Below are 12,158 nucleotides of genomic sequence, written 5' to 3' on the forward strand. Positions count from 1 at the left end.
GCCGCGACGGCATGGTCAAGGAAGCGCTCGACCTGTTCCCGAAGCTCACGGCGGAGGCTTTCAAGGGCTCGCCCATCGAAGTTGAGTACAAGAAGCTGAGCCCGACGCCGGACGAGTTTCAGAAGTTCGTCAAGCGGATCCTCGCCATGGCCTCGAAAGGGCACGACATCGGCGCCGACAAGCTGAAGGCGACCACGGCGCCCATGCTCTTCATCCACGGCGACGCCGACGGCATCCGGCTCGAACACGTCGCGGAGATGTTCCGGTTGAAGGGCGGCGAGGTCCACGGCGACCTGCGACCGCGCTCCGCCTCGCGCTTGGCCATCTTGCCCAACACCACCCACGTCACGCTGATGCAGCGCATGGCCGTCATCGTGCCGATGGTGAACGACTTTCTCGACGCCAAGCCGTAAAGCAAAACAGAAAGCCAAGGTGTAGCCGCTACGGCGCTTGGCAGACAGGCCGAACCAGCCGTTGCACCTGACCGCGGCGGCATCACGGTTTATCGAGGTTCAACGTCTCGCCAGCCGCCGCGGCCGGGCGCCAGCTGCGGCTTCGTGGCGGCGGAGCCCCAGACCTGGAGCACGGTCAAAGGTCTGTATCGTTGATCGCTTCACGCGCCGACCCACGGCCACGCTCTCCCGGGCGTGGCCGCGTCGCTTTCCCGCCGCGCCGACGGCGTGCGGGCCGCAGCCACGGACGCAGCGGGTGCAAGATTCCGCCCGGAGCCGGCGAGACCGTGGAGCCAAAGGTCCGCTGGGGAGCGGTCGGCCTTCCAGGCGCTCCCGGGGGGTGGCGCGCTTCCTGCTCGAGCGGGGCCGCACTCCAGGCTGCGCTCCCGGGCCCCGCAAGGTGTCGGGGAAGGGGAGCACGAGCGGGAGATGCGAAGGACGTACGAGAGTTGCCGAGATGCAGGGAGGCATCCCGCCGTCGCGCGAGGTAGCCACTGGAGCCCTCTCGGCCGACAGGGGAGAAGCGAATGAAGACATTGCTCATGCATCTTGCCGTGGCCTGCTGCCTGGTGGCGACAGTGTACGCGGAGGAGGCGACCATCGGCGTCTACGTGGACGCAGCCGGGACCCAGTGCACCGGCAGCACCGGCGGCGGCGTGGTCACGGGCTCGGTGTGGGTGAACCTGGCTGGGGCCGCCGCGGGTGGCATCACCGGTGCGGAGTTCCGAGTGGACAACAACCACCGGCCCGATTGCACCGTGGCCGTGAGCCCGGACCCAGCGGCCCTGATCGTGCTCGGGGATGCTTTCAACCTGGCAGGGACCAACATCGCCTACGATACCTGCCAGACCAGTGCGCGAGTGCGGCTGTTCACCTTCACGCTGACGGAGAACACGCCCTCCTCGGACATCTGGTTGTCGCTGACCCAGCACTACCGGCCCTCGAATCCGTACTATGCCTGCCCGCTCGTCACGCTCTGTGACGGGCCGGTGTTCACCAAGGTCTGTGCCGGTCCGGAAGCGAACAGCGTGGCCTGGCAGGCGCTGCTCAACCCGAGCGGCAGCCTCACCGCCGACTGCGTTCCCGTGGGGGTCGCACCCACCAGCTGGTCGCAGGTCAAGAGCCTGTACCACTAGGAACGTCGGCGTTTCCTGTCCTTCTCCAGCCGGGATCCATCGTGGGATGGGTCCCGGCTTCGCTTTCCCCCGCGCAGCGGTGGAAAGCGAGCATGGAGGAGAGCGATGAAACGCGCCGCCGGCGGTTCCAAAGGCCGGCCGCTTCGGGTGACCACCGCGAGCGTGCGGGAGAAGCGTGCGTCGTGAGGCTCCAGCCGGCAGAGTCGGCCGGCTTCCAAGTCGGCGCGCACCTGCGCCAGGGGCAAGATGGCGAGGCCCACGCCGACCTCGGCCAAGCGCTTCATGGCTTCCGGGGACTCGGTCTCCATGGCCACCAGAGGCGAGAGTCCGTGAGCGCGGAACACCCGGTCGAGGGTGGCGCGGGTGTGGGAGCCGCGGCTGTAGAGAATCAAGGGTTGCGCCGCCAGCATGCCGAGGTCGAGACGACGGCGGCCCGCGAGGGGGTGCGCCGGGCTGCCGACGCAGACGAGCACGTCCTCGAAGATGGGCACCACGCGGAGCTGCGACTCCGCCGCCGGCCGGCCGCTCCCGGGGAGGGCGACGAAGCCGAGATCCACCTCGCGGCGACGCACCGCAGCGAGGACCCGGCGCGAATCCACCACCTGGACGAGGAGCTCGATCTCCGGGTGGGAGCGGCGAAACTCCAGGTAGATCTCCGGCAGCAGATAGATGCTGACCGCGTCGATGGTGGCCAGGCGCAGCGTGCCGCTCTGCCGGCCCCGCTGCGAGGAGAGACGGCGCTCCAGGGCCTCGGCGGCGCCGAGAACCCCGCGGCTTTCCTCGAGCAATACCTGACCCGCCGAGGTGAGGTGGAGCCGGCGGCCGCGGCGCTCGAAGAGCTGTACCTCCAGCTGGCGTTCCAGGGCGGCGATGCGGGCGCTCACCGCCGGTTGGGTGAGGTGCAAGGTCTCGGCGGCGCGGCGCATGCCCTGCAGGCGTACCACGGCGACGAAGGTGTGCAGCAGCTCGAGATCCACCGACTCCCTCCGCGGCGACGACTGATCGAGAATTCTTATCGAATTCATTCTAAAAATCAACTCGACCGATCGGACCACGGGCCCTAGGATGGCTCCCTGGGGCGCCGGACCGCGGCGCCCTCCCCACGACGACCCACTTCGGGAGGCTCCATGCGCGCGCCCACGTCCATCGCTCCGGCCAGCGGCCGGCTCGGGATCCTCATGCCCGGGCTCGGCGCGGTCGCCACCACCTTCATCGCCGGCATCGCCGCGGTGCGCCACGGCCTGGCCCTGCCCATCGGCTCGCTGACGCAGATGGGCACTATCCGCTTGGGCAAGCGCACCGAGAATCGGGTGCCGGCGCTGCGCGATTTCCTCCCCCTCGTGCCGCTGGAGAACCTGGTCTGCGGCGGTTGGGATCTCTTCCCCGAGGATTGCTACCAGTCGGCGCTGCACGCCGGCGTGCTCGAACCGACGCTGCTGCAGCAGGTGCGGGAAGATCTGGAAGCGGTGCGCCCCATGCCGGCGGTGTTCGACCGGGCCTACGTGCGCAAGCTGGACGGGACGCACGTGAAGAAGGGGCCGCACAAGATGCAGCTCGCCGAGCAGCTCATGCAGGACATCGAGGACTTCCGCCGCCAGCACGACCTGGAGCGCCTGGTCATGGTCTGGTGCGGCAGCACCGAGGTCTACATGGAGCCGAAGCCGGTGCACGCGTCGCTGCAAGCTTTCGAAAAAGGATTGCGCGACAACGACCCGGGCATCGCCCCGAGCATGATTTACGCCTACGCGGCGCTCAAATCGCGGCTCCCCTTCGCCAACGGCGCTCCCAACCTCACGGTGGACATCCCGGCGCTGCGGGAGCTGGCGCGGGAGGTGCGCGTCCCCATCGCCGGCAAGGATTTCAAGACCGGTCAGACCCTGATGAAGACGATCCTCGCCCCGGGTCTGCGCGCCCGTCTCCTCGGTGTGCACGGTTGGTACTCCACCAACATCCTGGGCAACCGGGACGGCGAGGTGTTGGACGACCCGGATGCCTTCAAGAGCAAGGAAGTGAGCAAGCTCTCGGTGCTGGAGACCATCCTGCAGCCGCAGCATCACCCGGAGCTCTACGGCGACATCCATCACGTGGTGCGCATCAACTACTACCCGCCGCGAGGGGACAACAAGGAAGGCTGGGACAACATCGACATCTTCGGTTGGCTCGGCTACCCGATGCAGATCAAGATCAACTTCCTCTGCCGCGATTCCATCCTGGCGGCGCCCATCGTCCTGGATCTGGCGCTGTTCATGGACCTGGCGGCGCGCTCCGGACTCGCCGGCGTGCAGGAGTGGCTGTCGTTCTACTTCAAGAGTCCCATGACCGCGCCGGATCTGTACCCGGAGCACGACCTCTTCGTGCAGAAGACGAAGCTGAAGAACACCCTGCGTTGGTTGCGCGGGGAGGAGCAGATCACCCATCTCGGCCGGGAGTACTACGACGCTCCCGCCGACTGAGCCGCGCCTCTAGGGCACGATGAGGAGAGAATTCTGGCCGCCGAAACCGTCCGCTTCCCGGCGGGGAGCAGACGGGTCGGCCTGCATGCGGCCGTCGATGCGCAGCTTGTAGGCGTACCGGCCCGGCGGCAGGACCAGATCGCGCTTCCAGCGACCGCGCTCGGCCCGTTCCAGCGGCCAGGGCACCCAGGCGTTGAAGCTGCCGAGCACCTGCACCTCGTGGGCGGCCGCCGCTTGGACTTGAAGGACGACGTGCCGGTGCGCGGGCGGATTGCTCTCGCCGCCGGACAAGGCGCTGGCGAAGCCCTGCAGGAAGCGATCGAGATCGTTGTCGAGCTGGCGCGGCCAGGTGCCGTCGTCACGGAGCAGGGTGAGGCCGAACTGCCAGGAGTCGCGACGGGAACAGCTGCGGGCGAGCAGCGTGTGCCGCCCTGGACCGAGGCGCACGGGCTTGCCGGCGGCGAGGACGCGGCCGTCGACCACGACGCGTTCGGTTCCGGCGGAAGTCCAGTGCAGGCGCTCGCCGTCGGCGAGGTCGAACATGGTGAAAGCGCAAGCGCACTGCGGCGCCGCGGCCGCGCCGTAGACGACGTCGAGTTCCACCGCGCCCGCGTCATCGTAGGCCGCCAGCGGCACACGCTGCCAGCGCACCTCGCCGCTCCCGCCGGACACCGCCTTTTCCAGATTGATCCCTGCCTCCGGCGGCAGCAACGCCCCGGGAGCAGGGGGCGCGAACGGACCGATGACGATCCACTGCACCGGCCGGTTCCAGCGGGTGCGCAAGGTGCCGACCTCGCTGCCGCCGACCTCGACGCGCAAGACCGCGTCGTAGGGCCCCGGGCTGGCGTCGTCGGGCAGCGCGAAGCCGAGCTCGTGTTCGACGCAGTCGCCGAACGCTTGCAGGCGGAAGGGCAGGCGCCGGGCGGGCTCCACCTGCCATGCCGCGGTGGCGAGCACCTGCAGCGAGCCTTCCAGGGCCGACGAGTCCGCATTGCACAGCTGCAGGCGCAGATGCCCCACGCTGCCGCGGTGCAGCGTCGGACTCTGGAGCACGACGGCGCGGGCGCGCAGCGGGCCGAGCGGCGACGCTTCGACGGGGAAGGGGAGGAAGGCGGAATCCGCCGCGGCGAGGGCCGGTGCTGCCCAGGTGGGCGCGGCGCTGGCCACGCACCCAACCAGGAGCGTGGCGCCCATCCCGCACCGGCGCTGCCGCTTCAGGCCTCGGTGACCTGCAGCGGCTGCATCAGCATCGACAGACGTTCGGCGATCTCGTTGATGGGGAGGCATTCGATGGCTCCTCCGGCGTCGCGGGCGCGTCCGGGCAGTTCGTAGAGCAGGGACGAATCCCGATCTTGGATGATGGTGAGGGCACCGGCGGCGCGCAGCGCCAGCAAGCCTTCGCAGCCGTCGCCGCCCGTGCCGGAGAGCAGCACTCCGACCGCACCGGCACCGAAGCTGCGGGCGACGCTGCGGAGCAGAGCGTCGAGAGGTTTCCCGTCGCCGCGCTCGCTCTCCACCTGCAGCGCCGCGCCGCCGCTGCCCGCGCTGGTGACACGCAAGCTCTCGTCGTCGCCGGCCAGGTAGACATGGCCGATTTCCAAGGACTGGCCGTGGACGGCGCGCCGCACCGTGGCGCCGGTGTGCTTTTCCAACCATTGGGCCAGCGTGCCGCGCAAGCGCGGCGGCAGCCGTTGCACGTAGACGATGGGGCTCCAAGTCTGGCGGCGTAGGGTGGTGAGGATGCGGCGCATCCCCATGGGTCCGCCCGGACCGGCGGCCACCACGATCAGTTTGTCCGTGGCCGGGAGACGGCGGAGCGCCCCGCGCAGATCGAAGACGCTGGCATCGGGAAAGGCACCGGAGAGCGGGTAGATGCTCTCCAGCTGTTCCACCACTTGGGCGCGTCCGGCGGTGTGGATGCCTTCTTCCAGCTGGCGCACGAAGAGCGCGGTGTCGGTCTCGGGATGCTCCAGCAGGTCCACTGCGCCCCATTCCAGCGGTCGCAGGGCGGCGAGGCCGTGCAGCTGCGGGCGGACGATGCAGAGCGTCGGGATGCGGAAGCGCCCCGTGGCGGTCTGGACGAGCTCGCGCACCCCTTCGAGTTCTGCATCGGCGACGACGACTTGCGGGCGCAGGCGCGCCAGCTCTTCGGAGAGCGAGGCTGTGCCCTCCCGCTGCGGTGGGCAAAGGGTGATGCCGTTGGTGCGCCAGTCCTGTTGCAGGCGCTGTTGCAGGCCCTCGTCACCGAGGAGGGCGAAGACGCGGATCGAAGCGCTCACGGGGCCTCCGGGCATTCCTCCTGGGGCCGTCCGCGCCGGCGCGGGACCCGCACGGAGCGACGTTGCGCGGCAAGGGGCTCGGAGCACGTTTGATGCCGCCGGCCGGGCGGACGGCGGCGGCGCGTCGGCACGGCGCGGGCCCGCTGCGAGCGCCGTGGGCCATCGTTCCCGGTGGGGACACGGGCGTTCTCGTACTGCCCCGCCGCAGCGCCGCACGCACTCCCACTCCGCGCGGCCAGCTTGACCTCCAGAAGAGCGGGCCGTATAAAGGGGCCTGTTCCAGCCTGTCTGCCAACGCACGTTGCGGGGTCTCCTTCCTCCTGTCACCCGGGACAGAGCGATGCACGAGGTCGTCGTCACAGCCGCGCGGCGCACGCCCTTCGGCAAGTTCCTCGGTGCGTTGGCCGGCGTGCCGGCGACTGCGCTCGGGGCCACGGCGGTGCGTGCCGTGCTCGCCGAGTCGGGGTTGCCGCCGGAGCAAGTGGACGAGGTCATCTTCGGCCAGGCACGGCAGGCCGGCGCCGGGCCGAATCCGGCGCGGCAAGTTGGGCGTGGTGCCGGCCTTCCCGACCAGGTGCCCGCTTTCACGGTCAACAAGGCCTGCGGCTCCGGTCTCAAGGCGGTGCTGCTGGCGGCGCAGGCGATCCGCTCGGGCGAGGCGCGCATCGTCGTAGCCGGCGGCATGGAGAGCATGTCGCGGGTGCCCTATCTCCTCGAAGGCGCTCGCAGCGGTTACCGCCTCGGACACGGGCAGCTGGTCGACGCCATGTACCGGGACGGCTTCACCGATCCGCTCTGCGGCTTGGTCATGGGGGAGACGGCGGAGAACCTGGCGCGGCAGCACGACATCTCCCGCGCCGCCCAGGATGCCTACGCTCTGGAGTCGCACCGCCGCGCTACCGCGGCGTGGAGCGAGGGGCGATTCGCCGCCGAGATCGTCACCCTCGACCTTCCCGACGGCCGCGGTGGCAGCGCCCGTCTCGAGCGAGACGAGCATCCCCGTGCCGACACCAGCTTGGAAAAGTTGTCCGCGTTGCAGCCGGTCTTTGCCGCCGGCGGCACGGTGAGCCCGGGCAATGCGTCGGGGATCACCGACGGCGCCGCGGCGCTGCTACTGATGGACGCAGCCACGGCGCGGCGGACGGGGCAGAAGATCCTGGGACGACTCGGCGCCGCGACGCAGGTCGGCGTCGATCCCGCCATCATGGGGATCGCCCCGGTGCCGGCGCTGCGCCGCCTGTTCGAGCGCACCGGGCTCGGGGTCGACGGCGTCGATCTGTTCGAGCTCAACGAGGCCTTCGCCGCCCAAGTGCTCGCTTGCCTGCACGAGCTGCCGCTGCCGCCGGAGCGACTCAACGTCAATGGTGGCGCCATCGCACTGGGGCACCCGATCGGCGCCAGCGGCGCCCGCATCCTGGTGACGTTGCTGCACGAAATGGGTCGGCGCGGCGCGCGCCGCGGCGTGGCGACGTTGTGCATTTCCGGCGGTCAGGGTCTGGCGCTGCTCGTCGAGAGCGCCTCTTGAGGTGACTGCGAACCAAGCGGGCGGAGTTTTGCGGTCGGGAACTCACCCCTCACGGCAAGGAGAGAGCATGGGGATCGAGAAAGTCGGCGTCGTGGGCTGCGGTCTCATGGGTTCCGGCATCGCCCAAGTCTGCGCCGCCGCCGGCTATGCCACCACGGTCACCGAGGTGGACGAGAAACGCCTGCAAGCCGGACTGGCGAAGATCGAGGCCCAGCTCGGGCGGAGTGTCGAGAAGGGTAAGCTGAGCGCCGCCGACAAGGCCGCCCTTCTCGGGCGCTTGCAAGGCACCACGCGCCTGGCCGATCTGGGGAAGTGCGACTTCGTCATCGAAGCGGCCACCGAAGAGGCGGTGGCGAAGAAGCAGATCTTCGCCGACCTCGACGCGCGGCTGCCACAGCATGCTTTGCTCGCCAGCAATACGTCGTCGCTCACCATCATCGCCCTGGCCGCGGTGACCCGGCGGCCGGATCGCGTCGTCGGCCTGCACTTCTTCAACCCGGTGCCGGTGATGAAGCTGGTCGAAGTGGTGCGGACCATTGCCACCAGCGACGAGGCCTGGGCGACCGCGAAGGCTTTTGCCGCTTCCTTGGGAAAGGAAGTCGTGGAGGCCAAGGACACCACCGGTTTCGTGGTCAACCGGCTGCTGGTGCCGTACATGCTGGACGCCATCCGTTGTTACGAGCAAGGGCTGGCCAGCAAGGAAGACATCGACCGCGGCATGAAGCTCGGCTGCGGCTACCCCATGGGACCCTTCGAGCTCCTGGACTTCGTGGGCCTGGACACGACCCTGTCCATCGCCGAGATCATGTTCGACGAGTTCCGCGAACCCCGCTTCGCGCCGCCCTCGCTGCTGCGCCGTCTGGTGCTGGCGGGCCATCTGGGCAAGAAGAGCGGGCGCGGCTTCTACGAGCATCGTTAGAGTTCCTGCGGCAGCCAAGGAGGCTTGAGCCCATGCCGAACCTGCGCCTGAGCCGTGACGGTGCGGTGGCCACCGTCACCATCGACCGCGCCGAGAAGCTGAATGCCCTCGACGCCGCCACGCTGAACGAGCTGGAGGCGGCCTTCGATACCCTGCAGGCGGAGGCCGCGGTGCGCGCCGTCATTCTCACCGGCGCCGGCGAGCGGGCCTTCGTGGCCGGCGCCGACATCGGCGAGCTGGCGCAGCAGACGCCGCACGCGGGGAAGCTCACCGCGCAGCGCGGGCAGCGTCTCTTCCGCCGCCTCGAACTCTTCCCGAAGCCAGTGGTGGCGGCGGTGAACGGCTTCGCCCTCGGCGGCGGCTGCGAGCTGGCCCTCGCCTGCCACCTGCGCCTGGCCTCGGAGAACGCCCAGTTCGGCCTTCCCGAAGTGAGCCTGGGGATCATCCCGGGCTACGGGGGTACACAACGCTTGGCGCGCCTCGTCGGCCGCGGCCGGGCGCTGGAGCTCGTGCTCACCGGCAACCGGATCCATGCCGCCGAGGCCTATCGCATCGGTCTGGTGAACCGCGTGGTGCCGCTGGCCGCGCTCCTCGCCGAAGCGCGCGGCGTGGTGGACGCCATGCTGCGGAACGGACCGCTGGCCGTGGAGGCGGCGCTTGAGGTCGTCCAGCACGGGCTCGAGATGCCCCTCGAGGAAGGCATGGTGCTCGAGGCCCTCGCCTTCGGCGTTCTCTGCGCCAGCGCCGACATGCGCGAAGGCCTGCAGGCTTTCCTGGAGAAACGCAAACCCGTCTTCGTGGGACGCTGAAACGACTCAAGGGCGGCTCGAGCCCAAGGGAGGAACGGAACATGGCGAGCCAAAAGGCGCGGGCGGTCCTCCTCGGTGGCGCCCGCACCCCGATGACCGAGTGGTCCGGGGGCAAGAACGGGGCGGGCAAGCCCGGCGGCCGCCTGAAGGACGTGAGCGCCAACGACCTGGGAGCGGTGGCGGCGCGGGCGGCGCTGGAGCGCACCCAGGTGCCGGCGTCGGCGGTGCAGCACGTGGTGATGGGCAACGCCCTGCAGACGAGCGGCGACGCCATCTATGGTGCCCGGCATGTGGCGCTCAAAGCCGGCGTCCCCCAGGAGGTTCCGGCGCTGACGCTCAACCGGCTGTGTGGCAGCGGCATCCAGTCGGTGATCACGGCGACACAGCTGCTGCAGCTCGGCGAGGCGGACACGGTGTTGGCCGGTGGCATGGAGAACATGAGCCAGGCACCCCATGTGCTGCGCGGCTTGCGCTCGGGCCTCAAGCTCGGGCAGGGCGCTCTGGAAGATCTGCTCATGGTCGCGCTGCGCGATTCGTACTGCGGCCTGCTCATGGCGCAGACAGCGGAGAAGCTGGCGCAGGAGCGCGGCATCCCTCGCAGCGAGCAAGATGCCTACGCCTTCCGCAGCATGCGCGAGGCGCGGCGGGCTCTGGACCAGGGGCTCTTCGCCGAGGAAATCGCCCCGGTGACGGTGCGCTCGGGCCGCGGCGAGGAGGTGGTGCGCGATGACGACCATCTGTTCGAGAAGCCGGACCTGGAGATCATGAGCCGGTTGCCGCCGGCCTTCGGTCCCGAGGGCATGGTGACGGCAGGGAATGCGAGCGGCATCGTGGACGGCGCTGCGGCGGTGCTGGTCATGGCGCCGGACAAGGCGCGGGCCGAAGGCCGCCGGCCGCTGGCGGAAGTCCTCGACTGGGCGGTGGTCGGCGTCGACCCGAGCCGCATGGGCATCGGCCCCGTCCCGGCCATCCGGCGCGCCTTGGAGCGCGCCGGTCTCCGGCTCGAAGACATCGACCTGTTCGAGGTGAACGAGGCTTTCGCCGCTCAGTACCTGGCGGTGGAAAAGGAGCTGGAGCTGCCGCGAGAACGGGTGAACGTGAACGGTGGCGCCATCGCCATCGGCCACCCGCTCGGAGCCACGGGGACTCGGTTGCTCCTCACCCTGGCGCTGGAGCTGCGGCGCCGCGGCAAGACCCACGGGGTGGCCAGCGCCTGCATCGGCGGCGGCCAAGGCATCGCGCTCGTACTGCGCAATCCGGAGGCATGACTTCTATGGGGCGGGAGATCCAGATCGCCGTGATCCCGGGAGATGGCGTCGGGCCCGAGGTGGTGCGCGAGGGCCTGCGCGTGTTGGACGCCGCCAGCGAGCTCGACGGCTTCCGTGTCCGCGCCACCACCTATCCCTTCGGCGCCGAACACTATTTGAAGACCCGGGAGCTCATGCCGGCGTCGGCGCTGGAAGAGATGAAGCAGTTCGATGCCATCTATCTGGGCGCCATCGGCGATCCCCGGGTGGAGACCGGGCTCTTGGAACGGGCCATCGTCGCCGGCGTGCGCTTCGGCCTCGATCTCTACGTCAACCTGCGGCCGGTGAAGCTGTACCACGAGGACTTGACGCCGCTGAAAGGGAAGAAGCCCGCCGACATCGACATGGTCTTCGTGCGCGAGAACACCGAGGATCTCTACGTCGGCATCCACGGCTTCTTCAAGCAGGGCACCGCCGATGAGGTGGCGCTGCAGGAAATGGTGATGACCCGCAAGGGGGTGGAGCGCGCCGTGCGCTACGCCTACGAGCTGGCCCGCAAGCCCGGCCGGCGGCAGCGCCTGATGCTCATCGACAAGAGCAACGCGCTGCGCGGTCAGGATCTGTGGACGCGGGTCTTCGCCGCCGTCGGCGCCGAGTACCCCGATGTCACCCAGGAGCATGCCTACATCGACGCCGCCACCATGTGGCTGGTGAAGAATCCCGAGTGGTTCGACGTCGCCGTGGTGCCGAACATGTTCGGCGACATCATCACCGACCTGGGAGCGGCCATCCAAGGCGGCATGGGGCTGGCGGCCTCGGGGAACCTGCATCCCGGGCGCGTCTCCATGTTCGAGCCGATCCACGGCTCGGCGCCGAAGCACGCCGGGCGCAACGTCATCTGCCCCTTGGCCGCCATCGCCGCGGTGCAGATGCTCCTCGATTACGTCGGACAGGAGCAGACGGCGGCGCGGGTCGAGCGCGCCATGGCCCGCGTGCTCGGCTCGGGTGCCATTCGGGATCTCTCCACCTCGAGCGGCACCCCCACCCCGGCCTACACCGACCAGGTGCTGGCGGCGCTGCGGGCCGGCGCCAAGGACTGAAGCGGTCTCGATTCGCCGCAATCGGGGCTTCTCTTCCCGGCCCTGCCGGCATATCGTCGAACGAGCGGCCGGCGAGGACTCGCCGGGAGCCGGCTTTGCTGCCCCGCGAGCCGCGCAAGACCTTGTCAGGACTTTGATTCCGCGAGAGTGGCGGAACTGGCAGACGCGCTAGACTTAGGATCTAGTGGGCCACACCCGTGCGGGTTCGAATCCCGCCTCTCGCACCATGTGGGCGCCG

At 69.5% G+C, this 12,158-nt stretch carries 11 protein-coding genes and 1 tRNA gene; 9 read left to right on the plus strand and 3 right to left on the minus strand.

Features of this window, described 5'->3' with window-relative positions; genetic code table 11:
• Both VFE28_14930 and VFE28_14935 read left to right on the plus strand, forming a co-directional pair.
• Nucleotides 1–413 (plus strand): alpha/beta hydrolase (locus VFE28_14930; protein ID HZM17294.1); only part of this gene is annotated, 413 nt, incomplete at its 5' end.
• Between the two features lie 566 nt (nucleotides 414–979).
• A complete protein-coding gene (locus tag VFE28_14935) occupies nucleotides 980–1,588 on the plus strand; it encodes a hypothetical protein (GenBank protein ID HZM17295.1) in 609 nt (202 codons plus the stop codon).
• Here VFE28_14935 and VFE28_14940 read toward each other — a convergent pair.
• Nucleotides 1,585–2,565 carry a LysR family transcriptional regulator gene (locus tag VFE28_14940; GenBank protein ID HZM17296.1) on the minus strand — a complete coding sequence of 327 codons (981 nt, stop codon included), beginning with the start codon at nucleotides 2,563–2,565 and terminating at the stop codon, nucleotides 1,585–1,587. The two genes, VFE28_14935 and VFE28_14940, sit on opposite strands and share 4 nt — an antisense overlap.
• A gap of 150 nt (nucleotides 2,566–2,715) precedes the next feature.
• Here VFE28_14940 and VFE28_14945 point away from each other — a divergent pair, with 150 nt between their 5' ends.
• On the plus strand, nucleotides 2,716–4,041 hold the full coding sequence (locus tag VFE28_14945) for an inositol-3-phosphate synthase (GenBank protein ID HZM17297.1): 1,326 nt from the start codon (nucleotides 2,716–2,718) through the stop codon (nucleotides 4,039–4,041).
• A 9-nt stretch (nucleotides 4,042–4,050) separates the two neighbouring features.
• On the opposite strand, the gene VFE28_14950 is transcribed toward VFE28_14945, so the two are convergent.
• Both VFE28_14950 and VFE28_14955 read right to left on the minus strand, forming a co-directional pair.
• Nucleotides 4,051–5,208 carry a glycogen-binding domain-containing protein gene (locus VFE28_14950; GenBank protein ID HZM17298.1) on the minus strand — a complete coding sequence of 386 codons (1,158 nt, stop codon included), beginning with the start codon at nucleotides 5,206–5,208 and terminating at the stop codon, nucleotides 4,051–4,053.
• Between the two features lie 47 nt (nucleotides 5,209–5,255).
• Nucleotides 5,256–6,320, minus strand: coding sequence for a chemotaxis protein CheB (locus tag VFE28_14955; protein HZM17299.1), 1,065 nt, complete (start codon nucleotides 6,318–6,320; stop codon nucleotides 5,256–5,258).
• A gap of 340 nt (nucleotides 6,321–6,660) precedes the next feature.
• Between VFE28_14955 and VFE28_14960 the strand changes: the two genes are divergently transcribed.
• The 6 genes from VFE28_14960 to VFE28_14985 all read left to right on the plus strand — a co-directional run bounded on the left by VFE28_14960 (nucleotide 6,661) and on the right by VFE28_14985 (nucleotide 12,147).
• The gene (locus VFE28_14960) at nucleotides 6,661–7,845 is read left to right on the plus strand and encodes an acetyl-CoA C-acetyltransferase (GenBank protein ID HZM17300.1); all 1,185 of its coding nucleotides are present in this window, start codon (nucleotides 6,661–6,663) and stop codon (nucleotides 7,843–7,845) included.
• 67 nt (nucleotides 7,846–7,912) lie between these two features.
• On the plus strand, nucleotides 7,913–8,764 hold the full coding sequence (locus VFE28_14965; GenBank protein HZM17301.1) for a 3-hydroxybutyryl-CoA dehydrogenase: 852 nt from the start codon (nucleotides 7,913–7,915) through the stop codon (nucleotides 8,762–8,764).
• Between the two features lie 32 nt (nucleotides 8,765–8,796).
• Nucleotides 8,797–9,573 carry an enoyl-CoA hydratase-related protein gene (locus VFE28_14970; GenBank protein ID HZM17302.1) on the plus strand — a complete coding sequence of 259 codons (777 nt, stop codon included), beginning with the start codon at nucleotides 8,797–8,799 and terminating at the stop codon, nucleotides 9,571–9,573.
• A gap of 41 nt (nucleotides 9,574–9,614) precedes the next feature.
• On the plus strand, nucleotides 9,615–10,841 hold the full coding sequence (locus tag VFE28_14975) for an acetyl-CoA C-acyltransferase (GenBank protein HZM17303.1): 1,227 nt from the start codon (nucleotides 9,615–9,617) through the stop codon (nucleotides 10,839–10,841).
• 5 nt (nucleotides 10,842–10,846) lie between these two features.
• Nucleotides 10,847–11,920: a 3-isopropylmalate dehydrogenase gene (locus VFE28_14980; protein ID HZM17304.1), complete on the plus strand. Its 1,074-nt coding sequence runs from the start codon at nucleotides 10,847–10,849 to the stop codon at nucleotides 11,918–11,920.
• 141 nt (nucleotides 11,921–12,061) lie between these two features.
• Nucleotides 12,062–12,147 (plus strand) — tRNA-Leu (locus tag VFE28_14985).
• Nucleotides 12,148–12,158 lie beyond the last annotated feature (11 nt).

Source organism: Candidatus Krumholzibacteriia bacterium, assembly GCA_035649275.1.
Taxonomy (GTDB): Bacteria; Krumholzibacteriota; Krumholzibacteriia.

Excerpts from the sequence above, each read along its gene's own strand:
- VFE28_14935 (HZM17295.1), top strand. The coding sequence starts at position 980 with ATGAAGACATTGCTCATGCATCTTGCCGTGGCCTGCTGCCTGGTGGCG.
- VFE28_14945 (HZM17297.1), top strand. The coding sequence starts at position 2,716 with ATGCGCGCGCCCACGTCCATCGCTCCGGCCAGCGGCCGGCTCGGGATC.
- VFE28_14960 (HZM17300.1), top strand. The coding sequence starts at position 6,661 with ATGCACGAGGTCGTCGTCACAGCCGCGCGGCGCACGCCCTTCGGCAAG.
- VFE28_14965 (HZM17301.1), top strand. The coding sequence starts at position 7,913 with ATGGGGATCGAGAAAGTCGGCGTCGTGGGCTGCGGTCTCATGGGTTCC.
- VFE28_14970 (HZM17302.1), top strand. The coding sequence starts at position 8,797 with ATGCCGAACCTGCGCCTGAGCCGTGACGGTGCGGTGGCCACCGTCACC.
- VFE28_14975 (HZM17303.1), top strand. The coding sequence starts at position 9,615 with ATGGCGAGCCAAAAGGCGCGGGCGGTCCTCCTCGGTGGCGCCCGCACC.
- VFE28_14980 (HZM17304.1), top strand. The coding sequence starts at position 10,847 with ATGGGGCGGGAGATCCAGATCGCCGTGATCCCGGGAGATGGCGTCGGG.